The sequence below is a fragment of the Lentzea miocenica genome (assembly GCF_033949945.1).
Lineage (GTDB): Bacteria > Actinomycetota > Actinomycetes > Mycobacteriales > Pseudonocardiaceae > Lentzea > Lentzea miocenica.
Genome location: NZ_JAXAVW010000006.1, coordinates 222,253 through 248,466 on the forward strand (window position 1 = coordinate 222,253; position 26,214 = coordinate 248,466).

Sequence of the window (26,214 nt, forward strand, 5' to 3'; positions counted from 1 at the left end):
AGCTGTGAAGATCGCTGTTCTCGGTGCGGGCCACGTCGGTCCCGTCATCGCGCGCCTCGCCCTCGCGGCGGGCTGTCCGGTGGCCATCGCGGGTTCGGGTGATCCCTCGCGGATCGAGATGATCACCGAGTTCCTGGCGCCGGGCGCGGTGCCGCGGTCGGCCGCAGACGCGCTCGCGGACGCCGATCTGGTCGTGCTGGCGATCCCGTGGCACCGGCTCGGTTCACTCGAACCAGCGATGTTCGCGGGCAAGGTCGTCATCGACGCCATGAACCACTGGCCGCCCGCCGACGCGCCGTTGGGCACGAGCGAAGAGGTGGCCGCACGGCTGACCGGCGCGCACGTCGTCAAAACCCTCAACCACGTCGCCTACCAGGACATGGAACCCCCGAACGGCCGTGCCGTCGGCCTGGCCGGTGACTCGCCGGCCGCCGTCGAAGCGGTGCGGGAGTTCTTGTCCCGCATCGGCTTCGACCCGGTGCCGGTGGGCCCGCTGACGTCGGGACGCCTGCTGGAACCCGGCAGCCCGGTGTTCGGTGCCGCCGTCCGCCGTCCGGAACTCGAGAAGCTCGCGAAGGAGCAGTCATGAACACGTTCGGACTCGACACGTTCGGCGACGTCACCCACGACGCCGAGGGCAGGCCGCTGACGCACGCCCAGACCATCCGCAACCTGGTCGAGCAGGGCGTGCTCGCCGACCAGGTCGGCCTCGACTTCTTCGGCATCGGCGAGCACCACACCCCGGACATGCCGCTCTCGGCCGCCGACGTGGTGCTGGCCGCGATCGCCGCCCGCACCTCCCGCATCCGCCTGGGCTCGGCCGTGACCGTGCTGAGCTCGGACGACCCGGTGCGCGTGTTCCAGCGGTTCTCGACGTTGAACGCCGTGTCGGACGGCCGCGCGGAGATCATCCTGGGCCGCGGGTCCAGTGTGGACTCGTTCCCGCTGTTCGGCTACGACCTCGCCGACTACGAGGACCTGTTCGAGGAGAAGACGCACCTGTTCGCCGAACTGGTGAAGGGCGGCCCGGTGACGTGGCAGGGCAAGACCCGCTCGTCGCTGCACGAGCAGGACGTCGTGCCGTTCACCGAGCCGTTCCCCACCTGGATCGGCGTCGGCGGCAGCCCGCAGTCGGTGGTGCGGGCCGCTTCGCACGGGTTCTCGCTGATGCTCGCGATCATCGGCGGTCACCCCGGCCGGTTCGCCCCGTTCTCCGAGCTGTACCTGCACGCGCTGGAGAAGTTCGGCCGCTCGCCGCTGCCCATCGGGATCCACTCCCCCGGTCACGTGGCGCCGACCGACGAAGAGGCCCAGGAGGAGTTCTGGCCGCACTACCTCGACATGATCTCGCGGCTCGGCAGGACGCGCGGGTTCTCCACGCCCACCCCTGAGTCGTACGCGCACGAGGTCGGGCCGCACGGCGCGTTGTTCGTGGGGTCGCCGGAGACCGTGGCCGCGAAGATGGCGCGGACGATGAAGACGTTGCGCGCCAGCCGGTTCGACCTGAAGTACGGGATCGGCGGGCTGTCGCACGAGTCGCTGATGCGCACGATCCAGCTGTACGGGACCGAGGTCGTGCCCCGGGTCCGGGAGCTGCTCAGCTGATCAGCCGTTCCACCTCGTCGTGGCTGATCGGCAGGTATCGGCTGTAGTACGCCTTGTTGATCTGTTCCTGCGGGCCTGTCGGCACCCAGCCGGCGGGCCCGGAGAACTTCTCCTCGATCTCGGCCCTGCGCCGGATCACCAGCCGTGCGCGGGAGAGGTCGAAGGCGGCCTCGCGGGTGGGGAAGATCGCGAAGTACTCGTACTCCTGGCCGCGGAATTTGACGGCCCTGCTGAGGTGCGCCGACCAGAACCGGTGGCCGGCCATGCTCTCCTCGTCCACCTCGCCGACGAACCACGACTGTTCGCCCGGCAGCCGGGTGAGCACGTCGGACGGCTCCCAGCCGAGGTCACGGGCTGATTCCTCGGTGGTGCCGGTGAGCCGGAGAAGTGCGACGGGTCCCCGGTCCCGGCAGCGCACCGCCAGGTAGCGGGACTCACCGGCGGCGAGCCTGGCCGTGACCGCCGCCAGGTCGGCGTCCCCGAGCGGCAGCAACGTCTGCTGACTCGACGGCCGTACCGCCGGCAGCCACTGTCCCGGCCGCACGAACACCTCCCACCGCTGCGGCGAGGCGTCCACAGTGGAGCGGATCACCGAGTAGGCGTTGCGGGTGTCTCCTGCCTCTCCAACGTTGTTGAACAGCCCGAAGTACTGGTGCGCACCGACCGCCGCGGCCTGTCGTTTCGCGTTCCTGAGGCGGAGCAGGTCCGTCAGGCGTTCGGCCTCCGACGTGTCCAGACGCACGGTGAACTCGTGCTGCTCCCCCGGCTCCGGCACGACCGCGCAGGCGGAGTCGAGGTCGAGCACGTCGATCAGGGTGCGGAACACCGCGTAGCCGCCGGTCAGCCCTGACCTGTCGCGCCGCCGCTGCTCGATCCGGGCCAGGACCTCGCCGGCCGCGGCCGGTTCCACCACTTCGACGCTCCACGTCGGTTCGGCCGACACGCGGTCGAGCAAGTCCGTCTCCGAACGGCCGTGGTACCCGTACCGCGAGATCTCCTGCGGCCGCCGCCCCCAGTCCCGGTTCTTCGCTGTCAGCACCACGGCGAACGGCGTGCCGTCTGCGGAGATGACGTGGTGGTGCCAGTGGGTCGCACAGGACTCGTCGATCAGGGACCTGAGTTCAAGCGCCTCGGCCTCGGTGATCGCGCTGTAGTCGTCGGTCCAGTCCCGGCCGGAGTCGAGGCGGTAGAGCTTGTCCGTGTGGACCCACAGGCCGTAGCCGACGTAGCTCTCCTCGCGATAGCCCTCCGGCCGTCGCACGAGCATCGACGCTCGGTCCATGCCGCCGACGCCGTTCTTGAAGACCGCGTAGTAGCGGAAGTCCGCGAGTTCCCGTTCAACGTTCATGAGACCGCCCCCCAGCAGATCCGTTGATCCAAGTCTAGACCAACGGATCGCTGCGGAGGCTCACTTCTTGGACGAGGCGATCTCGCACTCCTTCGCGTGTTCCAGGCCGAGCGTGATCGACGCCGCGTCGTTGTTGGGGCCGCCGAGCGCGTAGGAGACGATCTCTGCGCCGGGTTCGTTGTGCACCTCGACGTAACGAACTCCCTTGTCCCGCAGGCATTGCACGACGCGGTTGGCGAAGTCGAGTGCCTCGGGGTTGGTGACGTCCTTCTCCCACGGCGGCAGCGGGGTCTTCGACTCGCAGGCCTTCAGCGCCTTGTCGACCTCTTCCTTGGCCGGCTGCGGGCGGCCGCTGCCCTCGGGAGCGCGGCCCTTCTGGTCCAGGCCGAACCCGGCCATGCACTGGTGGTACGGCGCCTGCAGGGCCTCGTAGTCCTCCGGCGTCATGTCGAGGCGTTCGCGGGGCCGTTGTTCCTGCTGGGCCGACGTGGTGGCGGCGCTGCTCGGGGTCTGGATCGAGGCGACCTCCGGCTCGGCGGCGGGCTTGGAGCAAGCTGCCAGCAGGAGCAGGAGTACGAGCGCGGCCTTCTTCATCGGAGATTTTCCTTTCGTCACGCGGAGAGCGCCTGTGTCGGGGTGAGCCGGGCGGCGCGGATGGAGGGATAAAGGCCTGCCGCGGCGCCCACGACGAACGCGGCCAGCACGCCGGAAGCCAGGACTGGCAACGGAATCACGAGCGGCCAGTCGTGCAGGGCGGCGTACCCGGCGACTCCGGCGGCGCCGAGCGCGGTACCCGCCAAGCCGCCCAGGGTGGACAGGAGGACCGCCTCGGTGAGGAACTGGGCGCGAATGTGGCCGCGGGTGGCGCCGAGGGCCCGGCGGAGGCCGATCTCGCTGCGGCGTTCCAGCACGGAGATCACCATCGTGTTCGCCACGCCGACCCCGCCGACCAGCAGCGCGACCCCGGCCAGCCCGAGGAACAGCGCGCTGTAGGAGTTCTGCGTGGCGCGTTTGGCCGCCAGCGCGTCCGACGGCCGGCTCACCTGCACCAGCCCGGGGATCTCGCCGTACAGCGTGGCCGGCAGCACCGCGCGGACGTCCTCAATGGACTCCTCGCGGGCCTTGACGTACACGACGGTCGGGTGGCCGTCGAAGCCGAGCTGGGTGCGCGCGGCCTCCCAGCCGACGAGGACCGAGCGTTCGATGTCCGGGGCGAGGGGCATCGGCCCGAGCACGCCGACGACGGTGAACCACCGCTCCCCCACGAACACCGCCGGCCGGTCCTGGGCGTGCGCGATGCCGAGCCGTTGCGCGGCCGTGTTGCCGAGCACGACCGACGGGAAGTCGGGGCGTGGCAGGAACTCCCCGCTCTGGACGTGGCCGTTCACGGTCTCCAGGAGGTTCGGCGTGGCGGCCAGGACGGTGATGTCGGAGCTGTGGCCGGGGTCCAGCAGGTCGTTGCGGCGGACGCGGGTGTGGGTGTTCGCGACGGCCGCGGCGGCGGTCACCGGGCCGATGCGCTGGACCATCGCCACCGAGGACTCCGGGAGCAGCACCGGGTCCTCGGTGCGCTGGGCGGGCTGGGCTCTGAGGAGGTTGGTGCCCAGCGCGGTCAGCTCGTCCAGCAGGGCCTGCTGACTGGAGGCGGGGATGCCGGTCACGACGATCACCGTGGCGATGCCGAGGGCGATGCCCAGGGCGGAGAGGGCGGCGCGGAGCCGGCGGGTGCGAATGCCGAGCGAGCCGAGGGAGATCAGGTCGGCGAAGGAGAGGCGGGTCATCACGCGCCGCCGGTGTCGGGCCGTGGGAACTGAACGGTCGCGGCTGCCCCGGTGTCGGCGACCACGTGCCCGTACCTCACCTCCACACGCTCGCGCGCAACACCCGTGTCAGCCACGGCGGGCCCGCCCCTCACCTCCACCCGCTCACCACCGACACCCGTGTCCGCGACGATCCGCCCGTCCCGCAGCTCCACCCGGCGCGGCAACGACGCGGCGATGTCCCGGTCGTGCGTGATCAGCGCGATCGTCGTGCCCTGCCCGTTCAACTCCCGCAGCAACTCCAGCACCGCCCGCCCGTTCGCTGTGTCGAGGGCGCCGGTCGGTTCGTCCGCCAGCACCAGGGCCGGGTTGTTCACCACGGCGCGGGCGATGGCGACGCGTTGCTTCTCCCCGCCCGACAGCTGCGACGGCCGGTGATCGGTCCGATGGCCGAGGCCTACCCGCTTCAACGCCTCCACGGCCAGCGCCCGCCGGTCCTTGCGGCGCACGCCCGCGTACAACAAGCCCGTGGCGACGTTCTCCGTCGCGGTGAGGCCGTCGGACAGGTGGAACTGCTGGAAGACGAACCCCAGCCGGCTCCCCCGCAACACCGACAGGCGGCGGTCCGACAGGGACGACACGTCCTGGCCGTCGATCTCGACCGTGCCCGACGACGGGAGGTCCAGCGTGCCGACCAGGTGCAGCAGGGTGGACTTGCCGGAGCCGGACGGGCCCACGATCGCGAGCAGCTCTCCTGAGCTGACCTGCAGCGACACGTCGGACAGGGCGGTGACGCCGCCGGGGTGGTGCTTGCTCACCGCGCGCAACGCGAGGACCGGGGTCATTGGGCCGTCACCACTTCGAGGCCGTCGGTGATGCCGTCGCCGGAGATCTCGACCTTGTCCTGCGAGTACAGGCCGGTCTGCACGGCTTTCAGGCCGCCGGCGGGCAGTTGCACCGCATAGCCGCCCTCTTTCAACGCCACCAGCGCGGCCAGCGGCACGGTCAGGACGCCGGTCCGGCTCTCGGTCGTGATCTTCAGCCGGACCGGCGCGGTGTCCAGGTCCGCCACGTCGGCGGGGTTGTCGGGGGTGATCACGACGTCGATCTTCTGGCCGCCGCCGTTCTCCGCGGGAGGCGCGGTGGTCACCGACGTGACCTTGCCGGGCACCTCGCGGTTGTCCGGGCGCACGATCGTCAGCGGCAGGCCTGCCTTGAGCGCGCCGGCCTCCGTCACCGGCACCTGCACGGTGACCAGGCGGGTGGTCGGCGTGACCTCGAAAAGTTCCTCTGCCGCCGGGGCTCCCAGCTGGGCCTTCACGGTCGCCACGCGCATGGGGCGGTCCAGCACCAGCACGCGGCCGGGGGCCAGGACGCCGTTCTGCTCGACGCCGAGGGTCTTCTGCCACTTCTTCAACGCCTCGACGACGCGTGGGGTGAACTCGGCTTTGGCGGCATCGCGAGGGCGGGTGCCCACCTGGTAGCCGAGGGCGGCGAGGTTGTCCATCACCACGGCGACGTCCGAGCCCTTGAGGCCCGGCGTGTCCAGGGTGCGGAACAGCGGGGTCGCGCCGAAGAACACGACCACCGGCTGGTCGTCCACCCGGTACAGCTCCTTGCCCAGTTCGGTCGTCTGGCCGGCCGCGGGCAGCTTCGTGACGGTGCCGGTGCCTCCTTTGACCGGGCGAGCGGCGCCGAACCCCAGGTTGGCCTGCAGCACGCGGGTGTTCGTGAGGTCTCCTTTCTGCACCGTCGTCGTCTTGGAAGCTGGTGGAGGGGCCGCGGCGGGCTCGTCCGGCCGGCCGCGCACCAGCAGCACGACGGCGGTGACGACCACGACGAGCAACGTGGCCGCGATGAGGGCGTTGCGCATGCCGTGGATCTTGATCAGCACTTGTGAGGATCCTGTGTCGAACCGGTGATCGCCGCGAGGGCGTCCGTATCCTCGCGGCGTGAGCGCTCTGATCCTGGTCGCGGAGGACGACGAGAACCAGGCCGAACTCGTCCGCCGCTATCTCGAGCAGGACCACCACCGGGTGCTCGTCGTCCACGACGGACGGGACGCGCTCGGCGTCGTCCGGGCTCACCGGCCAGAACTCGTCGTGCTGGACCTGATGCTGCCGGGGCTGGGCGGGCTCGATGTCTGCCGGGCACTGCGGGCCGGTGAGGACCAACCCGACGTGCTGGTGCTCATGCTCACCGCGCGGTCCACTGAGGACGATCTGCTGCACGGGCTGGGGATCGGCGCGGACGACTACATGACCAAGCCGTTCAGCCCGCGCGAACTGGTGGCACGGGTGCGGACGCTGCTCCGGCGACGCCCGGCCGCCCGGCCCGCGCCGTTGCTGGAGGTCGGGCCGATCGTGGTCGACCCGGTGCGGCACGAGGTGACGGTGCGCGGTGAGCAGGTCGAGTGCACGCCCGGCGAGTTCGGGTTGCTGGAGGTGCTCGCGTCCGAAGTGGACAGGGTGTTCAGCCGCGAGCAGTTGCTGGAGCGGATGCACGGCATCGACAGCTTCCTGACCACCCGCACGATCGACACGCACGTCAAGAACCTGCGCCGCAAGATCGAGGCCGACGCCCGCGCGCCGGAGCACCTGGTCACCGTCTACGGCATCGGCTACAAGCTCACCGCTGGACGCCGTGATGCGCCGTAGCGTCTTCACCCGGCTGCTCGTGGTCGTGGTGCTGATCGCGGTGTGCTCGATCGCCGCGACCGCGTGGCTCGCCACCCAGCTGACCAAGGCGTCGATCGCCCGCGAACAGGGCCGCGAACTGGCGTCGGACAACAAGATCTACGCCACGCTGCTCTCGTACTCGACCGGCCACCGCGACTGGTCCGAAGTGGACGGTTGGCTGGAGTCGCTGGTGACCGAGCATCCGCACCGCCGCATCGCGCTGGTGACCAAGGACGGCAGGACGATCGCCGACCGGGGTGGCGACGGTGGTCAGCTGCCCGCGACGGCCGCCGCGGTGGTGGATCCGCTGGCGGTCGACCCGGTGCTGGTGCCGGACGCACCGGCCGACCGGATCGACGAGCGGGTGCTGGGGCCGTTCCGCACGCCGATCGACTTCCGCGACCGCGAGGACCGCACCGGATCGCTGATCTGCCTGCGGCTGCTCAAGCGCAAGGAGGTGAACATGGACTGCCGGGACTCGGAGCTGCCGTTCGACACCGCCGCCGACTTCTACGCGTTGCTCGACCTGGAGGACCTGGTCAACGCCTGCCTGGCGCGCAAGTCGCTGCCGCCGGTCGAGCTCGACCCCGACCACACCCCCGCGAGGAAGCAGACCACCGGCCTGACGGTCCCGGACGAGCCCGCCGTCGCCGCGTGTGTCGCCGCGGGGCGCAAGGAGCAGCTCACGCCGTACGTGGCGCCACCGGTCCTGCTCTACCTGACGAACCCGTCGGGCCCGCCGACCGCCGCGATCTCGTTGTCGGGCAACGGCTGGCAGGTCGTGGGTGCCGCGGCGGCGGTGCTGCTGGCCGCGGTCGGGGTGGCGGCGCTCGCGGGCGCGCGGATCACCCTGCCGCTCAGGGCGTTGACCGCGGCGGCGCAGCACATGTCCGGCGGGAGCGACATCCCTCCGGTGCCGGTGCGCGGTCAGGACGAGATCGCGGGGCTGACCAAGGCGTTCAACACGATGGCGGCGAACCGGGCGCAGCTGGAGCAGGCCCGCAAGGCGATGGTCAGCGACGTCGCGCACGAACTGCGGACGCCGCTGAGCAACATCCGGGGCTGGCTGGAGGCGGCCGAGGACGGCGTGAGCGACCTCGATCCCGCGCTGGTCACGTTGCTGCTCAAGGAAGCGCTGGTGCTCCAGCACGTGGTGGACGACCTGCAGGACCTCGCCGTGGCGGAGGCGGGTTCGTTGCGGCTGACCGTCGAACCGGTGCCCGTGCTGGCCGCGTTCGAGCAGGTCCGCGCGGCGCACGAGGCACGGGCGGCGCAGGCGGGCGTCACGCTGTCGGTCTCCGCGGACCCGTCGCTCGTCGTCCGCGCGGACGCGTTGCGGCTCAGGCAGATCCTCGACAACCTCGTCGCGAACGCGCTGCGGTACGTGCCGTCCGGTGGCTCGGTGAAGGTCGGCGCGGTCGAGCAGGACGGTGTGGTGATCTCCGTGGAGGACACCGGGGCTGGCATCGCCGAGGCGGATCTGCCGCACGTGTTCGACCGGTTCTGGCGCGCGGACAAGTCACGGGCCCGCAGCACCGGTGGCAGCGGACTGGGGCTGGCGATCGTCCGCAAGCTCGTCGAGGCGCACGGCGGAACGGTCGGTGTGATCAGCACGACAGGCCGGGGAACCACGTTCACCCTCCGGTTGCCGGAACTCACCTGATACTGCCAGCGTTAGTCCGCTGGAGAGGAAACCGGTGATTGTTCCCATGCCCACGAGCGCGCCCCGTCGCACGGGCTCGTTCGTACTGACCGAGGACGTCGCCGTCCGGGTGACCGGACAGGCCCGTACCGCGGCCGCCCTGCTGCGCGAGCACATCTTCGCGCAGACCGGCTACCTGCTCGCGGAGTCGCCTGACGGCATGCTGATGGTGTCGCACGATCCCGCCATGCGCGGGCTCGGCCCCGAGGGCTACGCCCTGCTGGTCAGCAACGACGCGGTGATGTTGCGGGCGGGCACCCAGGCCGGGCTGCGGCACGGCGTGCAGTCGTTCCGGCAGCTGATGACCCGTGACGCCACGGTCCGCGCGGCCGACCTGCGGGACTCCCCCGCGTTCGCCTGGCGCGGCGTGTCGAGCGCCCTGCTGCCGCCGGCCGAGATGCGCAAGGCCATCGACAAGATGGCCGCCTACAAGCTCAACGTCCTGCACGTGTTCCCTGACGGCGATCCCGACGCGTTGCGTGATCTCGTCGAGTACGGCCGCGACCACGGCGTCACGGTCGTCCCGGAGCTCAGCCCGGCGACGATCGAGCTGCTGGACCTGTTCCCGAGCCGCTGGGTGCACATCGGCAGCGCCAAGCTCAGCACCAAGTTCGGTGCGCTGCTGCACCGGCACGGCCGGCTGCCGGTGCGGTGGCACGACGGGAGCTCCGACGTTCTCGGTCCGCACGGCCGGCTCGCCGAGGGCGACGACGGACTGCGCGCGATCGCGACCGCGGGCTGGGTCGGTGGTGGCGGCACCACGTCCGCCGTGGCCCCCGCCTGGACGTAGCTGTTCACACCTGACGATTGATCGCAGGTCACGCCGGGCTCGCCGTTCACATGTTTATCGTTGAATTGCCGGTCCGGCACGATCGCAAAGCCGCGCGAACTTATCGAGGTCTGAGCCGAATGCCGCAACCGACCGTTTCGCACGGCGGCAGAACAGCGGAAATACCGCTGCACCCTGCCGTCCGGTCACATTTGTGAACCATCTCCCGTGCCTGTCCATTGGCTGTTGCACCACCTCCATGACCTGGTCCGACTCCCCGGCGGCGTGCCATTCTTCGTGCTGTGCGCCTGCTGCTCGTAGAGGACGACAGGGAGCTGGTGGAGTTGCTCTCCGCCGTGTTCCGAGGGGACGGACATGTCGTGGACATCGCGTTGGACGGGCAACGCGGACTGCATCTCGCACTGACTCGGCCATATGACGTGGTCGTGATAGATCGTGGACTGCCCGTTCTCGACGGGCTCGATCTCCTTTCCCGGTTGCGTTCCCGGTCCGTGCGAACGCAGGCATTGGTTTTGACGGCAATGGGCACTGTTCGCGATCGAATCGACGGGCTCGACGCCGGTGCGGACGACTATCTGATGAAACCGTTCGACCTGGGCGAGCTGCGGGCGCGACTACGGGCGTTGTACCGGCGAGCCGCTGAACTGGCCGCGGTGCTGCGGATCGGCGCAGGCCGGCTCGAGCTGGAGCAACACCAGGTGGTGCTGCCCGACGGCGAACGGGTGCCGCTGACCGCCAGGGAGTTCGCGCTGCTGCGGGTGCTCGCCACCCACCCCGACACCGTGCACACGCGGGCCGCGCTGCGGCGGACCGTCTTCCAGGACGCCCCATCGCCGTCCATTGTGGACACCTACGTGCACTACCTGCGGTCCAAGGTGGGGCGCACGGTGGTGCGGACGGTGCAGGGCGTCGGCTACCGGTTGGGGGCGCTGTGACGACGTGGGCCGAGGCCGAACGCGCGGAGGTCCGGCGGGCGCGGCTGCGGGTCAGCGTGCTGGTGGGCCTGGCGATCACGGTGATGATCGCGTTCGTCGGCGCCATCGCGTACGTGGTCATGGTGCACGCGCAGGAAACGCAGGTGGCGCGCGAACTCCGGTACAACGCCCGGTTCGGCGTGCCCGACGTCGCGCCCCGGTGCGCCTGGGTGTTCGTGCTGGAGGACGGCGTGCTCGACGAGGGCGTGCTGACGGTGCCGGGCGGGTTCCCGTTGCGCGGTGATCTCGACGCGGTGCGGTCGTCGGGTGCCGCGGTGGAGCGTGACGTGTCCGCGAACGGCACGGAGTACATGGTGCTCACGACACCCGGCGCGGATTCCACGACGGTGCAGGCGGTGTTCGACATGCGGTACCTGCTGGCCGACCGCCACCACCTGTTGCTGGCACTGGGGATCGCGCAGGTGGGCGGACTGCTCGCGGCGGCGCTGATCGGCCTCGGGGTGAGCCGCCGCACGGTCGGTCCGCTGGCGGAGGCGCTGGCCAGGCAACGGCAGTTCGTCACGAACGCGAGCCACGAACTGCGCACCCCGATCGCGCGGGCGTACCTGCGCGCCCAACTGCTGTCGTCGGCCGCGGACCTGCCCGACGACCAGCGCGACGGCCTCGACGCGCTCGCCCGGTCGATTCGCGGGCTGTCGGACGTGGTGGACGACCTGTTGCTGTCGGCGCAGCTCAACCGGGAGTTCGACGGGCAGCCCGTGGACCTCGCCGCGGTGGCCGAGTCCGCGGTGGCGGGTGAGAGCGAACGAGCTGCGGAACGCCGGATCGCGCTGTCCCTGGAGCTTCCGAGTGGTCCGCTGGTGGTGTTCGGCGTGGAGACCGCGTTGCGGCGGGCGGTGGACGAACTGCTGGCCAACGCGGTCCGGCACACGCCGGAAGGAGGACGGATCTCGGTCCGGGTGGCGCGTCGGGACGGGCACGCGGAGGTGACGGTCGCGGACACCGGGGACGGGTTCGAGGCGGTGGAGGCCGAGCGGCTCTTCGACCGGTTCCGGCACGGGCACGGCGAGAAGCGGTTCGGGCTGGGGCTGGCTCTGGTCCAGGAGATCGTGGCCGGGCACGGCGGCACGGTGGAGGCGTTCGGGCATCCGGGCAGGGGCGCTCGCTTCACGCTGAGGTTGCCGATGACGGGGAGGGAATCGGTGCCGCCGCGCGAGAGGATCACGTCCGCCTGCCCGTGATCACCCCTGCCGTGCTCACCACCGCCTCCCGGTGACCACGTCCGCGGCGACCCGCACGTCCACGTCGAGCGGCCGGTCCGGGTCCACCGGCTCGATCGCGTCGGCGAGCGCGTCCAGCAGCGCGGCACAGCGCGGCGCCGTCGGTCGCCTCCCACCCACGTACACGGCCTGCCGCAGCCCCAACGCGAGCGAGCCGCACAGCAACCGCAGCAGGTCAGCGAGGTCGTAGGCACGCAACGCGGACTGGGTGCCGAACGGCACGACGTCCTGGTTGTGCAGGTTCGTCGGCAGACTCTGCGTGCTGGCCGGCAGCACGTTGCGCCGGATCTCGGCGATGAACGCGGTCGTGGCCAGTTGCACGCCCTGCAACCCGTGCTGCTGACCGGGTCCCGCGGCCAGCATCGGTGGCAGGCCGGTGTTGCGGGCCGGGTCGACCAGCAGGTCCAGCTGCCGTTCCGCCAGGTTGCCCAGCGACGCCGTGACCATCGCCAGCACGTCGGCGGCGAACGCGGCGGGCTGGCCGAAGAAGTTGCCGCCGTGCGCCACCAGGTCGTCGCCGGGGAAGAACAACGGGTTGTCGCTGACCCCGCCGAGGTCCGCCGCGACCACGCCGTCCACGTAACGCAACGCGTCCTCGGCCGCACCGACCAGCTGCGGCGCGCACCGGATGCTGTACGGCTCCTGCAACGCCCGCGATCCGCTGGGACTCGTTCCGTCCAGCAACCCGCGCATGTCCGCGGCCACCGCGACAGCACCGGCGTGACCGAACGCGGAGATCAGCCGCGGATCCAGGAACCCGGGGTCGGCGCCGAGAACGTCCACCAGCAGACAGGTCAGGTCCGCGACGGCACGAAGCGACGCACGCACTGACGACAGCGCGAGAGCCGTGGCGGCGGTGGTGACGGACGTGCCGTTGACCAAGGCCAACGCGTCGCGGCCGTCGAGCTGCAACGGTGACAGTCCCGCGGACGCCAACGCCTCCGCGGCAGGCAGCCGGACGCCGTCGAGGTATGCGTGCCCGCGGCCGCGCAACGCCTGGGCCGCGTAGGCGAGCGGGATCAGGTCACCGCTGGCGCCGACGGATCCGTAGCGCGGGATCGCCGGCACGAAGGTGGTTCCGAACATCGCCGCGAGCCCGTCCACGACGTGCGCGGACACCCCGGACAGGCCCTGGGCGAGCGACCAGGTTCGCACCAGCATCGCGGCGCGGGCGATGTCCAGTGGCAGGTCGGGGCCTTGGCCGGCACCGAGGTGTGCCAGGGTGTTGTCGCACTGGTCAGCCTCGGAGGCACGGCCCGCGAAGCCCACCAGGGCGCCGAACCCGGTTTTGGCGCCGTACACCGGTCGTTCGTCGTCGGCGAGCACGGTGCGCAGGAACGCGCGGCCCTCCGCGACGCGGTCCGCGACAAGTGCCCCGAACCGCACGTGCAGCGGCGCGGAAGCCCGCAGCAGGTCGGTGATGGCGAGCGGCGAACCGAGGTCCACGGACGTGTCTGAAGCGGTCGTGGTCACGGCACGGACGGTAGGCAGCCGATCTCAGAAAGTTCTGAGATCGCGTGGGTAGCTTCCCCGTCCATGGCGCACGACTACCTGATCATCGGCGCGGGACCGGCCGGTTTGCAGCTCGCCGCACTGCTGGAGCGGGACGGTCGCGACTACGCCGTCCTCGAACGCGGCAGCGGGGCCGGCACGTTCTTCACCCGCTATCCGAGGCACCGCAAGCTGATCTCCATCAACAAGGTCCACACGGGGTCCAAGGATCCGGAACGACGCATGCGGATGGACTGGAACTCGCTGCTGCTCGACGATCCGGACCTGCTGTTCACCCGCTACAGCCCGAAGTACTTCCCGGACGCCGACGACATCGTCCGGTACCTCCAGGACTGCGCGGCCACTCTGAAGATCCAGTACGACATCGATGTCACCACCGTCGAACGCGACGGCGGCGAGTTCGTCGTCACCGCCAGCGGTGGACAGACCTGGCGGGCGAGGAACCTGGTGATGGCCACCGGGGTCTCACAGCTGTACGTGCCGGAGATCCCCGGCATCGAGCACGTCGAACGCTACGACACCTTCGACACCGACCCGGAGTCGTTCACCGACCAGCGGGTGCTCGTGATCGGCAAGGGCAACTCGGGTTTCGAAACCGCCGGCGCACTGGTCGAGCACGCGGCCGTGATCCACGTGGCCGGGCCGCACTCGGTGAAGCTCGCCTGGCAGACGCACTACGTCGGGCACCTGCGCGCGGTCAACAACAACTTCCTCGACACCTACCAGCTCAAGAGCGAGAACGCGGTCATCGACGGCTCGGTCGAACGCGTCGAACCGCGGCCGGAGGGCGGGTTCCGCATCCAGTTCCGCTACGCCCGCACGGTCGAGAAGCTGCGCGAGCTGGAGTACGACCGGATCATCGCGTGCACCGGCTTCCGGTTCGACGCCTCGATCTTCGCGGAGAACTGCCGGCCGGCGCTGATCATCAAGGACCGGTTCCCGCGGCAGACCTCGGCGTTCGAGTCGACGAACATCCCCGGCCTGTACTTCGCCGGCACGATCACGCAGTCCCGTGACTTCAAGAAGTCGACCAGCGGGTTCATCCACGGATTCCGCTACGGCGCACGCGCGCTGCACCGCGTGCTGAGCGCCCGCAACCACGAAACCCCGTGGCCCGGCAGGGATCTGGAGCTGTCCCCGGAGGCGATCAGCGACGCGCTCGTCGCCAGGGTGAACACGTCGTCGTGTCTGTGGCAGCAGTTCGCGGTCATGGGCGACGTCGTCACCGTCGACGCCGACTCCGCGCGGTACGAGGAGGAAGTGCCGGTCGCGTACGTGGCCGACCGCGGCCTCGGCCCGGCCGAGCACCGGTTCGTCGCGACGCTCGAGTACGGGCCGGACCACGACACCGTGGACCCGTTCGACATCACCGTCCCGCGCGTCGCCGAGAACGACCCGGTGAACGCGGCCGACGCCGGCTACCTGCACCCGGTGGTCCGCCACTACCGCCACGGCGTGCTCGCCGCGACCCACCACCTCGCGGAGAACCTGGAGAACCACTGGGACCTGCCGGAGGTGCACCAGCAGCCGCTGGCCGTGTTCGTGAAGGAATGCCTTGCCGGCGCGTGACGCCGAGGCGTTCCCGCGCGCGGTGCTCGACGTGCTCGGCGCCGCCGCGGACCGGCCGGTGTTCGAGCACGGCACCCGCGTGGTGACCGGCACCGCGATGCTCGACCTCGTCTCGCGGATCGCGACCGGGTTGCGCGCCAACGGACTCGGCCCCGGTGACGGGGTCGCGTTGCTCCAGGGCGTCGACCCGGAGGCGTTCGCCACGATCCTGGCCGCGCACACGGTGGGTGCACGGGTCGTGGGCGTGCGGCCAGGACTGACCGACGCACAGGTCGAACACCTGCTCAGCCTCGACATCAAGCTCGTGGTCCGCGACACCGACGACCTCGCCGAGCATCCGGCCGAACCACTGCGCTGCGCTGGCCGGCCCGGCGACATCGCCCGGCTCATCCACACCAGCGGCAGCACCAGTGCACCCAAAGCCTGCGCTCAGACCTATGCGTCCATGACGAACGCGTGGACCGCCCGGCCCGACGCGTGGCCGCCCGCGATCCGTGAACTCGCCAGCAGGCTTGACCGCTACCTGGTGTTCGGATCGCTGTCGAGCCAGGTGATGTTCGAGTACGCGATCCTCACCCTGACCGCCGGTGGCACGGTCGTCGTCGCCGACAACCCCGGCGCCATCGCGCAACACCGAGCGACCGCACGCGTGATCACCGTGCCCGGCCTGGCGAAGCTCGTCGCCGGCCAGCGCCGCTCCCCCGCCGACCTGTCGACGTTGCGGGCGCTGCTGGTCTCGGGCTCACCATTGACGACCGAACGCCACCGCGAAGCCCTGGAAGTGCTGGGACCGGTGCTGTTCCACGGTTACGGCCAGACCGAGACCGGGATGATCTCGATGGCCACGCCCGCGGATCCGCCCGGCACGGTCGGGAGGCCACCGGTCGACGTGGAGGTCCGCGACGGCGAGCTGTTCGTCCGCACGCCCGGCCAGGCGAGCGGGTACTGGGCGAACCCCGAGGAGTCGGCCGAGGTGTTCGTGGACGGGTGGATCCGCACCCGCGACCTGGGCAGGTTCGACGCCGACGGCTACCTGCACCTGACCGGCCGGGCCAGGGACGTCGTGATCGTCAACGCGAACCTGCACCACATCGGCCCGATCGAGCACGTCATCGCCGAGCACCCGGACGTCGCCGAGGCCTACGTGGTGGCGGCGCCGGACGACGACACCGGCGAAGCGGTGCACGCATTCGTCGTGCCCAAAGGTGATCGCGTTCCCGAACTGGAAGAGCTGCGGCAGCTGGTGACCGAACGGCTGGGCGCGGCGTGCGCTCCTGTTCACGTCACCGCGATCGCCGAACCTCCTGTCGCCCCGAGCGGCAAACCCGACAAGCGCCAGTTGGCCAAATTGGTGAACACCGCGTGAGGAGAGAAGTCGTGTCCAGCGAGGTTTCGACCGAATGTCTCGTGATCGGCGCCGGTCCGGCGGGGCTGCAGGCGTCCTACCTGCTCAAGCAGGCCGGACGTGACCACCTGGTGCTGGAGGGCGGACCGGCGGCGGGAACGTTCTTCACCCGCTTCCCCCGGCACCGGCAGCTGATCTCCATCAACAAGATCTACACCGGCTGGGACGATCCGGAGCTCAACCTGCGCGTCGACTGGAACTCGTTGCTCAGCGACGATCCCGAGTTGCTGTTCACCGGCTACACGCCGCGCTACTTCCCCAACGCCGACGACATGGTCCGCTACCTGGGCGACTTCGCCGTCAAGAACGACCTGCCGATCCGCTACGACACCCGCGTCGTATCGGTGAGCAGGCCGGACGACTTCGTGCTGCGCGACCAGCATGGCGTCACCTACCGGGCCAAGCGGATCATCGTGGCCACCGGCGTCTCCCAGAAGTACGTGCCCGACATCGAGGGTGTCGAGCACGCCGAGCACTACTACGACGTGTCGGTGGACCCGGCGGAGTTCACCGACAAGAAGGTGCTCATCATCGGGCGCGGCAACTCGGCGTTCGAGACCGCGGACGCCCTGATGGAGACCACGTCCGTCATCCACGTCGCGGGCCCCGGTTCGCTGAAGCTGGCGTGGCAGACCCACTTCGTCGGCCACCTGCGCGCGGTCAACAACAACTTCCTCGACACCTACCAGCTCAAGTCGCAGAACGCGTTGCTGGACGGGCACATCGCGGGCATCCGGCGCGACGGCGACGGCTACCTCGTCAAGGTCAGCTTCCAGCGGGTCGACGAGGTGATCAAGGAGATCCGCTACGACCGGGTGATCCTCGCGACCGGGTTCCGGTTCGACGCCTCGATCTTCGCGCCGGAGTGCCGGCCGCGGCTCACGATCAACTCGCGTTTCCCGGACCAGACCGCGGCGTGGGAGTCGGTGAACGTCCCGGACCTGTTCTTCGCGGGCACGATCACGCAGATGCGCGACTTCAAGAAGTCGACCAGCGGGTTCATCCACGGCTTCCGCTACGGCGTCCGCGCGCTGCACCGGATCGTGGAACAGCGGTATCACGGCGTGGACTGGCCCAGCCGCGCCGTGGCCGCGGGGGACGTCACCGAGGCGATCATCGAGCGGGTCAACCGGACTTCCGCGCTGTGGCAGCTGTTCGCGTTCATGTCCGACGCGGTGCTGATCGCTCCCGACGGCACCGTCCGGTACGTCGAGGAGGTGCCGGTCGCGCACCTGCACGAGGCCGTGGCGCGGGGCGAGTTCGGTGACGTCGAGACCTACCTGACGGTGACGCTGGAGTACGGCGCGGACCACGACAAGGTCAACCCGTTCGACATCACCGCCGGACGGAACTCGCAGCAGGACACCAGCGGGCTCGACGGCCGCTACCTGCACCCGGTGGTCCGCCGGTTCCGCGCCGGTGAGCTGGTCGACGAGCACCACGTCACCGAGAACCTCGACAACGAGTGGGACAGCGAGAAGGTGCACAAGGCGCCGCTGCGGGCGTACCTCCGGTGAACCCGGTGCTCGCGGAGCTGCACGACAAGGCACGCGCGGTGCTCGACCCCGTCCACTACGACTTCTTCGCGGGCGGGGTCGGGGACGAGATCGTGCTCGCGGACAACGAGGCCGCGTTCCGGCGCCACGCCCTGCTGCCACGGGTGTTGCGGGGCAAGGGAAACAGCGCGGAATTCCCCGTGTTGATATCGCCGACCGCCTTCCACAAACTCGCTCACCCCGACGGCGAACTGGCGACGGCGCGGGCCGCGGAAGGCACGGTTCTGGTGTCGAGCATGGCCTCGACCGTGCCGATCGCCGACGTCGTGGCGGCCGCGACCGGGCCCGTGTGGTTCCAGCTGTACCTCCAACCGGATCCGCGCGTCACGGAAGCCCTGGTGCGGCGGGCGGAACAAGCCGGATGCGAGGCGTTGGTCGTCACGGTCGACTCCCCCGTGTTCGGCAGGCACCGCAGGGACATCGCCAATGAGTTCCACGACCTGCCTTCCGGCTTGGCGGCGGAGAACATGCGCGATCTCGCCGGTGTCGCCGGTCCGCGCGACATCGAGATGGCGGCGTTCTCGTGGCAGGACGTCGACCGGTTGCGCGCGTCGACATCGCTCCCGGTGTGGTTGAAGGGAGTTCTCCACCCCGCCGACGCGGTGCTCGCGGTCGGGCACGGAGTGGCGGGGATCTTCGTGTCCAACCACGGCGGCCGCCAGCTCGACGTCGTACCGGCGGCACTGGACGCGTTGCCCGCAGTGGTGAAGGCGGTGGGCGGGCGGGTTCCGCTCGTGCTCGACGGCGGTGTCCGGAGTGGAGGTGACATCGCGCTGGCGCTGGCGATGGGGGCTTCTTCGGTCGGCATCGGCAGGCCGGTGTTGTGGGGGCTCGCCGCCGATGGTGAGGCGGGCGTGCACCGGGTCCTCGGCGTGCTGCGGGACGAGTTCGAGCACGTCCTCGCGATGTGCGGCGGGGAGTTGAGCCACGACATGGTGGTGGCCCGATGCTGAGCTGGTTGCCGGCGCGCGTGGTCGCGTTGCGCGCCAAGGTGTTCGAGAAGGTCAACGGCGACAACGCGATCACGTTCCCCAACGACCAGGTGGGCCCGGACCGCTTCCTGGAGCTCTACAGCCACCCCGCCGCGAACGGCCGCAGCAAGGGCGCTGGGCTGTCGGACCTGTTCTGGTACTGGCTCTCCCCCGGCCCCGAAGTGCACCAGGAACACCTGGAGCCCGGGCCGCGCTACGACGACGTGGCGCGCGCGACCCGCACGTTCCTCGCCGGACCAGCGGAAACCCTGTCGGCGCTGGCCAGGAACTGCACCGGCCGCGTGCTGGACGAGGCACTGGCCGGATCGGTCACCCACGTCCGGCTGCGCGAGCTGATGATGCCGATCTGGGCCGAGTACTTCTACGAGCTGGTGTTCGGCGAACCGTGCCCGCGCCCGGCCCGTGACCTGATCGTCGGGCACGCCGACGACGTCGTGACCTCGTTGAAGTGCACCGGTTTGCGCCACCCCGCCCGCCGCGCCCGCCTGACCCGGTATCTGGAGCAACGGCTCGCGGACGTCCAGCACCCGCTGCCCGCAACCTTGTCCAAGACCGAGCAGGTCCACTACCTGCAGGGCACCTACTTCAACACCGCCGTCGTGCAGATGTCCGAGGCGATGGCGCACCTGCTGCTCGCACTGGCCCAGCACCCCGAGGTCGCGGCACGACTCGCGGAGAACCCCGACGACGACAGGTACTTCACCCACGTGCTCGACGAAACCTTCCGCCTGTACCCGTTGTTCGGCATCGCACACCGCATCACGACCGCCGACATCGAACTCGACGAGCACACGACGTTCCCGGCCGGTTCGGTGCTGTGCTTCAACTATCCCGCCTACCACTCGACCGGATACCCGAACCCGGACGAGTTCGACCCCGGCCGCTGGGAACACACCGCGGCCCGCAACGAGCACCACATCCCGTTCGGCATCGCCGCCAACCGACCCTGCCCGGCGTGGCGGCTCTCCCCGATCGCGATGCGCGCCGCCACAAGAGTGGTGCTGCGCCGCGTGACGCTGCACTCCTCCGTGACGCACACCCGTTCGTTGCCGAGCCGCGGCCCGTGCCTGCTCGTCCGCGACGGCACGATTCCCCGCTCCCGCTTGGCCTTCATGCGCCTGCGCGACCGCTGGGAGGACGTCTGGCGCAGCGTCGTCCAGCTCGTGCTCGGCACCGCGATGGTGCTGCACGCCCACCGGCAGCGGCTGGCGGGCCGGTATTTCGACACGCACGACACGCAGGGTTGCCCGGTCCGGCACTAACCCCAGGAGATCCCGGTGAACCAGATCCACTTCGCCTTGCAAGTCTTCGCCGCACTGGCGGTGGTGCTCGTCGCGACGACGGTGTGCGGCCGCCTCGCCATGCTGGTCCGGCAACCCAGGGTCGTCGGCGAGATGGTCGCCGGCGTCCTGCTGGGCCCGGCACTGCTCGGTGCCGTGGCGCCCGGCGTGCAGGCCCAGCTCTTCCCCTCCGACGTCAAAAGCACCCTGTACGTCCTGAGCACCATCGGCCTGACGTTCTACATGTTCCTCGTCGGGTCCTCTTTGGACCACGGCATGACCGCCGGCGCCAACGCACGACGAGCCGGAGTGCTCGCCGTCTCCGGCATCGTGCCGACGTTCCTGCTCGGCGCGGGCGCCGCGGTGATCTTCTTCGACTCGCTCAGCCCCGAGGGGTCGAGCCTGTGGGTGTTCATGCTGTTCCTCGGCGGCGCCCTGTCGATCACCGCTTTCCCGATGCTGGCCCGGATCCTCCAGGAACGCGGCATCGCCAACACCCCGATCGGCGGCCTGACCCTGGTAGCCGCGGCGATCGACGACGCCGTGGCGTGGGGCTTCCTCGCCCTGATCATCGCGGTCGGCACCTCCGGCAGCCCCGCCGGCGCCCTGCGCACCATCGGCGGCGCCGCCCTGTTCGCGGTGCTGATGCTCACGGTCGGCCGCAAATGGCTCGCCAAACTCGGTGAACGCGCCGAACGCGACGGCAAGCTCAGCCGCGACATGATGGCGATCATCCTGCTCGTCGTCCTGCTCGCCGGCTGGTTCACCGACTTCATCGGCGTCTTCTCGGTCTTCGGCGGCTTCATCACCGGCCTCGCCATGCCCAAGATGAAGGTGATCCGCCACGAACTCGAAACCAAGCTCACCGACCTCAACTCGATCCTGCTGCTACCGGTGTTCTTCGCCTTCAGCGGCCTCAACACCCAGGTCTCCGGCTTCGGCGCGGGCGGAGCGCTGTGGTTCCCGCTCGCCGTGATCATGCTGGCCGCGTTCGCCGGCAAGTACCTCGGCTGCGGCCTGGTCGTGCGCGCACAGGGCTTCTCGTGGCGCTACGCCTCCGCGGTAGGCGGCCTGATGAACGCGCGCGGCCTGATGATCCTGATCTTCATCAACATCGGCCTCGCCTACGACCTGGTGACACCGGAGATGTTCGCGATCCTCGTGCTGGTCGCGATCGTCACCACCGCGGCGGCCATGCCGATCTACCGCGCGTCCCTGTCCGATCACCTGGAAGCACAGGCGGATGTCAAACCCGCGCCGGCCACGGTCAAGTGAACCCCGGGTCGGCGAAGGATTGAGATTAGTCAGCACTGAAGTTATAGAGATGGGGGAACTGGGCTCCCCGCTGCTCGACGACAGCGTGGAGTTGGTCGAAGCGGTGCTGGCGGTGGCGCGGGCCGCGGCGGTGTGCGTGTTGTTGAGTCCGTACGCGACAGAGGCCGAGCTTCGGCAGCTGCTGCACGACTGCGAGCCGTCGCTCGTGATCACCGATCCGCGTCAGCTGCCGAAGCTCCCGGCGTCGTTGCGCGTGGTGGTGAGCGGGGAGGAGTTCGAGGCGCTCACTGCCTTTGCCGGCTCGCCGCGTGACGACCTCGGGAGCGACGAGCACGCCGGCGGCCGCGATCCGCGAGTGGATCAGAGGACGTCGATGGTGATCGCGGCCTTGTGCACCTTGCCGCCGTGGGCGAACTCCAGGAACAGCCGGTACTCGCCGCGGTCGGCGAACACCGCCTGGAAGCTCAGTTCCCCGTTGGTCAGCGGAATGCCCGCGAGTTCGACCGGGTGCAGGTGCGTGGCGGACAGCAGCATGGTGTGGAAGCCGGTCATGTGCCCGTTCGCGCCGAGGTGGGGTTCCAGGGCGCTCACCGGAACGCCGTCGGGGCCGCGGATCGAGAACTTCAGCTGCTGCGCGCGCAACGCGGTTGGTTGAGAAGGCGAGTCCACGCGCGTGACGCGGTAACCGTCGCTCACGGTGGCATCAGCGGCAGGAGCGGGCACCGGGACGAAAGTCGTGTCGCCGGGGATGCTGAACGGCACACCGAGCACGACCGGGTGCCGTGCGTCCTTGGTGTCGAGCGGCACGAACTCCGCGAACATCCGGTACGCGCCGCCGTCGGGCAGCGTGAGGGTGGTGTGCCAGGTGTCGCCTTCCAGCACGGGGTGGACGTGCTCGTGCACGTTCATGTCCTCGCGGACGGCGAAGAAGTGCATCTGCTTGGTCTGGTTGTCCAGGAACCTGGTCACGGCCTGGCCGGCGCCGTCGCGGATCCGGAACGCCACGGGCACCGCGGTACCGCGAGCAAGAGGCGTTGTCACGGGTTCGAACCGGTAGCCGCTCTCCACATCGGACAGTCCGTCGCTGTGCGCCGCGGGCGCCACGGGTCCCATGTTCTGGTGCTGCACGGGTGCGGCGGTCCTGGCGAACACCATCACCCCGCCGCCCGCCACGACGAGGACGGCGACCAGGGCGAAGATCCAGTCCACGAAACGCAACTTGCGCATGATCACTCCCAGGAGCGGGTGGGCGGACGAGGCCGCCCACCCGCGTCAGGTTCAGAACTGCAGGCTCCACGCGTCGATGTAGCCGGTGTCGGCGCGGGCGGTGTCCTGGACCTTGAGCTGCCAGGTGCCGTCGGCCGCCTCCGCCGAGGCGTTCACCGTGTAGGTGGTGATCACGTTGTCGCCCGAGTCGGAACTCGTGCCCTTCAGACGGAACGCCGTGCCGTCCGGTGCGACCAGGTCGATCGTCAGGTCGCCGCGGTAGGGGTGCTTGATGTCGACGTTCACGCTCAGCGTCGCCGGCGCGTTGCCGGACCGGCCGGTCACGTTCACCGCGGACGTCACCGCGGCGCCCGCGTCCGGAATGGACACGTCGGTGGTGTTCTCGAACTTGCCACCCGCGGGCGGCGGTTCGACGGCGCCGAGGTTGGGCTTGACCACGACGAGGCCCTGCTCGATGCCGTTGACCAGCACGATGCCGCTGGCGAAGTACGGGTAGTTGCTCCACGCCCCGTTGAACTTCGCCTCGTTGGCCGCCGGGTAGATGTCGAAGTACCCGGCCTCGGTCAGCTGCGCGGAGGCGATGTTGCTGACGTCGAGGATGCGCAGGCCCGCCTGGTAGTTGGCCTGGTAGGAGTACTTGCCCTTGATGTACTGGTTGTGGTCGATCGCCGTGGCGGGCGAGTTGTAGACACCGGTGTGCACCGGGTTCGCGAGGCTCGCGAGGTCCCAGATGTAGGTCTTGGTGCGCTTGTCGGTGCCGCGCGACTCGTCCAGCTCGTCGTCGAGCAGGAAGTACCGCTGGTCCTCGGTCAGCCAGCCCTGGTGCGAGTACTGCGCGCCGGAGTAGGCCTTGCGGACGATCTGGACCGGGTTGGCCTTGTCGGTCACGTCGACGATCGTCAGCGTGTCCTCGTTGGAGTTGAAGCAGATCTCCCGGCCGCGGTAGGTGGCGTCCGGGCCGCGGTAGATCACGCACTGGTTGTCGTGCGTGTACCCGTCCTGTGCCACGCAGCCCGCCTTCTTGGGCGACTTCGGCGTGCGGATGTCGACCATGTGCGGGCCGCCGCTGCAGGTGTTGGAGCCGATCGCGTAGGCGTACCCGGTCTCCTCGTTGATGGCGATGTTGTGCGCCGGGCCGAACTCCTTGTACAGCGCGTCGGCGGTGAGCGTCTGCGGTGTCGTGATCGTCCGCAGGCGGGTCAGGTCGAACACCTGCATGCCGTGGCCGGTGATGAAGTCGGCGACGATGAACGCGTGGTCTTTGTAGACCTTCATGTCACGCCACGAGCTGCTGCCGCCGTTGGACGGCAGGTTGCCCAGGAACTTCGGCGCCGTCGGCGTGCTGACGTCGACGAACGCGGTGCCGTTGGTGCGGCCGACGATCGCGTACTCCTTGCCGGAGGACGGATCTGTCCAGCCCCAGATGTCGTTGCCGTTGCCACCGCCCATCGAGGACAGCGGCAGCACGCTGAGCAGGTCGACGTTCTTGCAGGGGTAGATGTCGGCCTTGCCGTTGACGCACGGCACGCCCGCGGCCTGCCCGGTCACGGCGTGCCGGTCGGCGGGGAGGTGGTCGGCCAGGAACGTTCTGGCCGCCGCCTGCCCCTCGGCGGTGTTCGGATCGTGGGCGGATGCGCCCGTCATCGAAAGGGCGACCGCTGAGACCGTCAAGACGGCCAGCGCGCCCATGCGCAGGGATTTCATGTAGTTGTGCTCCTTCACCGGAAAGCAGGGGGTTTCCGATCAAGTACTCACGGTAGGAGCCGCGCCCACTCCTCGTGAACCTTCGTTCGTCTGGTCCCCCGCTAATCTCGGATCATGGACAGCAGCCGGCAGACCCGTGTGCACCAGGCGTTCGACGACTTCTTCGCGGCCTCCGCGCCTCAGTCCGAGAGCTGGGTGCTGGACCTGTTCCTGCGCACCGCCGAGACCGTGCCCGCCTACCGGAAGCTGTTGCGGGAGAACGACATCGACCCGGCGGCGATCACGACGTTCGACGACTTTCAGCGGCTGCCGCTGCTCGACAAACCCAGCTATCACGAGCGATACCCGTTGCCGGAGCTGTGCCGCGACGGCGCGCTCGCGAGCTGCGACATGATCGCCGTCTCGTCCGGATCGAGCGGGCGGCCGACGATCTGGCCGAGAACCCTCGAGGACGAGTTGCACGTGGCGCGGCGCTTCGAGCAGGTGCTGGTGGACGGGTTCCACGCGGACTCACGCACGACGCTGGCCGTGGTGTGCTTCCCGCTCGGCACCTGGGTCGGCGGGCTGTTCACACAAGCGTGCGTGCGGCATCTCGCGGCCAAGGGCTGCCCGATCACCGTGGTGGCACCCGGTAACAACAAGGCGGAGATCCTGCGCGTGCTGCCCGAACTGGCGCCGCACTTCGAGCAGGTAGTGCTCCTCGGTTACCCGCCGTTCGTCAAGGACGTCATCGACACGCCCGGCGTCGACTGGCCCGCGTACCGGATCAAGCTGGTGCTGGCCGGTGAGGTGTTCAGCGAGCAGTGGCGGGATCTGGTGTCGCGGCGGGCGGGCGTCGCCGATCCCCTCAGTGACATCGCTTCCCTTTACGGCACAGCGGATTCCGGCGTGCTGGGCAACGAGACCGCGCTGTCGGTGGGCGTTCGCCGGTTCTTCGCGCTCCGGCCTGATCTGGCGCGGGAGGTCTTCGGCGACTCACGGCTCCCGACGCTCGTGCAGTACGACCCGGCCAGCCGGTTCTTCGAGGTGCACGACGGCACGCTCGTGTTCACCGCGGACGGCGGGATTCCGTTGATCCGCTACCGAATCGCGGACGAGGGCGGGATTCTCGGGTACGACGAGCTGATGGAGTTCTGCGCCGGGCACGGCTTCACTCCCCCGCCCGGACCGGAGCTGCCGTTCGTCTTCCTCTTCGGGCGATCGCTGTTCACGGTGTCGTTCTTCGGCGCGAACGTCTATCCGGAGAACGTGACGGTCGGCCTGGAACAACCGGGCATCAGCGACACGGTGACCGGCAAGTTCGTGATCGAGTCGGTCGAGGACGCCGACCGCGACCGGTCGCTGCGGATCACCGTGGAGACCGCGCCCGGCCAGACCGCCGACGCCGCCGTGATCGCGGCGTCGATCAGGGACGAGCTGCTGCGGCTCAACAGCGAGTTCGCGCACTACGTCCCGGCCGAGCGCCAGCTGCCCGAGGTCGTGCTGCGGCCGTCCGGCGATCCGGAGTACTTCCCGGCCGGCGTGAAACACAGGTACACCCGACGGCCGTGAAATGAGCTTTTGCGCTACGGAGCAATAGCTTTTCCAGGATTCCTC

21 protein-coding genes and 2 pseudogenes are annotated in these 26,214 nt (G+C 69.7%); 15 read left to right on the forward strand and 8 right to left on the reverse strand.

Going from position 1 to position 26,214, the window contains the following annotated elements:
* Positions 1–4 precede the first annotated feature (4 nt).
* Complete coding sequence (locus SK803_RS09905) at positions 5–589, forward strand: NADPH-dependent F420 reductase (RefSeq protein ID WP_319965531.1); 585 nt, start codon at positions 5–7, stop codon at positions 587–589.
* Entirely contained in the window at positions 586–1,605 is a 1,020-nt protein-coding gene (locus SK803_RS09910; protein ID WP_319965532.1) for an LLM class flavin-dependent oxidoreductase, read from the forward strand. Before SK803_RS09905 ends, SK803_RS09910 begins: the two co-directional genes overlap by 4 nt.
* On the opposite strand, the gene SK803_RS09915 is transcribed toward SK803_RS09910, so the two are convergent.
* From SK803_RS09915 to SK803_RS09935, 5 genes and pseudogenes are all read right to left on the reverse strand, one after another.
* The gene (locus SK803_RS09915; RefSeq protein ID WP_319965533.1) at positions 1,598–2,953 is read right to left on the reverse strand and encodes a hypothetical protein; all 1,356 of its coding nucleotides are present in this window, start codon (positions 2,951–2,953) and stop codon (positions 1,598–1,600) included. The two genes, SK803_RS09910 and SK803_RS09915, sit on opposite strands and share 8 nt — an antisense overlap.
* A gap of 60 nt (positions 2,954–3,013) precedes the next feature.
* On the reverse strand, positions 3,014–3,547 hold the full coding sequence (locus tag SK803_RS09920) for a hypothetical protein (protein WP_319965534.1): 534 nt from the start codon (positions 3,545–3,547) through the stop codon (positions 3,014–3,016).
* A gap of 17 nt (positions 3,548–3,564) precedes the next feature.
* Entirely contained in the window at positions 3,565–4,734 is a 1,170-nt protein-coding gene (locus tag SK803_RS09925; RefSeq protein ID WP_319965535.1) for an ABC transporter permease, read from the reverse strand.
* Between the two features lie 149 nt (positions 4,735–4,883).
* Positions 4,884–5,558: pseudogene (locus SK803_RS09930) on the reverse strand (ABC transporter ATP-binding protein); the annotation flags it as partial.
* Complete coding sequence (locus tag SK803_RS09935) at positions 5,555–6,607, reverse strand: HlyD family secretion protein (RefSeq protein ID WP_319965536.1); 1,053 nt, start codon at positions 6,605–6,607, stop codon at positions 5,555–5,557. The pseudogene SK803_RS09930 and the gene SK803_RS09935, both read right to left, overlap by 4 nt.
* A gap of 58 nt (positions 6,608–6,665) precedes the next feature.
* Here SK803_RS09935 and SK803_RS09940 point away from each other — a divergent pair, with 58 nt between their 5' ends.
* The 5 genes from SK803_RS09940 (at position 6,666) to SK803_RS09960 (ending at position 12,059) form a co-directional block, all read left to right on the forward strand.
* Complete coding sequence (locus SK803_RS09940) at positions 6,666–7,370, forward strand: response regulator transcription factor (protein ID WP_319965537.1); 705 nt, start codon at positions 6,666–6,668, stop codon at positions 7,368–7,370.
* Positions 7,360–9,054, forward strand: coding sequence for a HAMP domain-containing sensor histidine kinase (locus SK803_RS09945; protein ID WP_319965538.1), 1,695 nt, complete (start codon positions 7,360–7,362; stop codon positions 9,052–9,054). Before SK803_RS09940 ends, SK803_RS09945 begins: the two co-directional genes overlap by 11 nt.
* 34 nt (positions 9,055–9,088) lie before the next feature.
* Positions 9,089–9,883, forward strand: a complete 795-nt coding sequence (locus SK803_RS09950; protein WP_319965539.1) for a glycoside hydrolase family 20 zincin-like fold domain-containing protein — start codon at positions 9,089–9,091, stop codon at positions 9,881–9,883.
* Between the two features lie 287 nt (positions 9,884–10,170).
* Entirely contained in the window at positions 10,171–10,818 is a 648-nt protein-coding gene (locus tag SK803_RS09955; protein ID WP_319965612.1) for a response regulator transcription factor, read from the forward strand.
* The gene (locus SK803_RS09960; protein ID WP_319965540.1) at positions 10,815–12,059 is read left to right on the forward strand and encodes a sensor histidine kinase; all 1,245 of its coding nucleotides are present in this window, start codon (positions 10,815–10,817) and stop codon (positions 12,057–12,059) included. The genes SK803_RS09955 and SK803_RS09960 overlap by 4 nt, the downstream gene beginning before the upstream one ends.
* Positions 12,060–12,074: 15 nt before the next feature.
* Here SK803_RS09960 and SK803_RS09965 read toward each other — a convergent pair whose 3' ends face one another.
* Entirely contained in the window at positions 12,075–13,571 is a 1,497-nt protein-coding gene (locus SK803_RS09965) for an aromatic amino acid ammonia-lyase (RefSeq protein WP_319965541.1), read from the reverse strand.
* A 63-nt stretch (positions 13,572–13,634) separates the two neighbouring features.
* Between SK803_RS09965 and SK803_RS09970 the strand changes: the two genes are divergently transcribed.
* From SK803_RS09970 to SK803_RS46500, 7 genes and pseudogenes are all read left to right on the forward strand, one after another.
* The gene (locus SK803_RS09970; protein WP_319965542.1) at positions 13,635–15,179 is read left to right on the forward strand and encodes an NAD(P)-binding domain-containing protein; all 1,545 of its coding nucleotides are present in this window, start codon (positions 13,635–13,637) and stop codon (positions 15,177–15,179) included.
* Positions 15,166–16,545, forward strand: coding sequence for a class I adenylate-forming enzyme family protein (locus SK803_RS09975; protein ID WP_319965543.1), 1,380 nt, complete (start codon positions 15,166–15,168; stop codon positions 16,543–16,545). Before SK803_RS09970 ends, SK803_RS09975 begins: the two co-directional genes overlap by 14 nt.
* Positions 16,546–16,556: 11 nt before the next feature.
* Positions 16,557–18,101: an NAD(P)-binding domain-containing protein gene (locus SK803_RS09980; protein WP_319965544.1), complete on the forward strand. Its 1,545-nt coding sequence runs from the start codon at positions 16,557–16,559 to the stop codon at positions 18,099–18,101.
* Positions 18,098–19,093 (forward strand): alpha-hydroxy acid oxidase, encoded by a 996-nt coding sequence (locus SK803_RS09985; RefSeq protein WP_319965545.1) that lies wholly within the window; start codon positions 18,098–18,100, stop codon positions 19,091–19,093. Before SK803_RS09980 ends, SK803_RS09985 begins: the two co-directional genes overlap by 4 nt.
* A complete protein-coding gene (locus tag SK803_RS09990) occupies positions 19,087–20,394 on the forward strand; it encodes a cytochrome P450 (protein ID WP_319965546.1) in 1,308 nt (435 codons plus the stop codon). Before SK803_RS09985 ends, SK803_RS09990 begins: the two co-directional genes overlap by 7 nt.
* Positions 20,395–20,409: 15 nt before the next feature.
* Entirely contained in the window at positions 20,410–21,687 is a 1,278-nt protein-coding gene (locus SK803_RS09995) for a cation:proton antiporter domain-containing protein (RefSeq protein WP_319965547.1), read from the forward strand.
* A gap of 49 nt (positions 21,688–21,736) precedes the next feature.
* Positions 21,737–21,940: pseudogene (locus SK803_RS46500) on the forward strand (AMP-binding protein); the annotation flags it as partial.
* A 107-nt stretch (positions 21,941–22,047) separates the two neighbouring features.
* On the opposite strand, the gene SK803_RS10000 reads toward SK803_RS46500, so the two are convergent.
* Both SK803_RS10000 and SK803_RS10005 read right to left on the reverse strand, forming a co-directional pair.
* Positions 22,048–22,914, reverse strand: a complete 867-nt coding sequence (locus SK803_RS10000) for a hypothetical protein (protein ID WP_319965548.1) — start codon at positions 22,912–22,914, stop codon at positions 22,048–22,050.
* A 51-nt stretch (positions 22,915–22,965) separates the two neighbouring features.
* Positions 22,966–24,618: a choice-of-anchor B family protein gene (locus tag SK803_RS10005; RefSeq protein WP_319965549.1), complete on the reverse strand. Its 1,653-nt coding sequence runs from the start codon at positions 24,616–24,618 to the stop codon at positions 22,966–22,968.
* Positions 24,619–24,732: 114 nt separating this feature from the next.
* On the opposite strand from SK803_RS10005, the gene SK803_RS10010 reads away from it, so the two are divergent.
* Positions 24,733–26,169: a phenylacetate--CoA ligase family protein gene (locus SK803_RS10010; protein ID WP_319965550.1), complete on the forward strand. Its 1,437-nt coding sequence runs from the start codon at positions 24,733–24,735 to the stop codon at positions 26,167–26,169.
* Positions 26,170–26,214 lie beyond the last annotated feature (45 nt).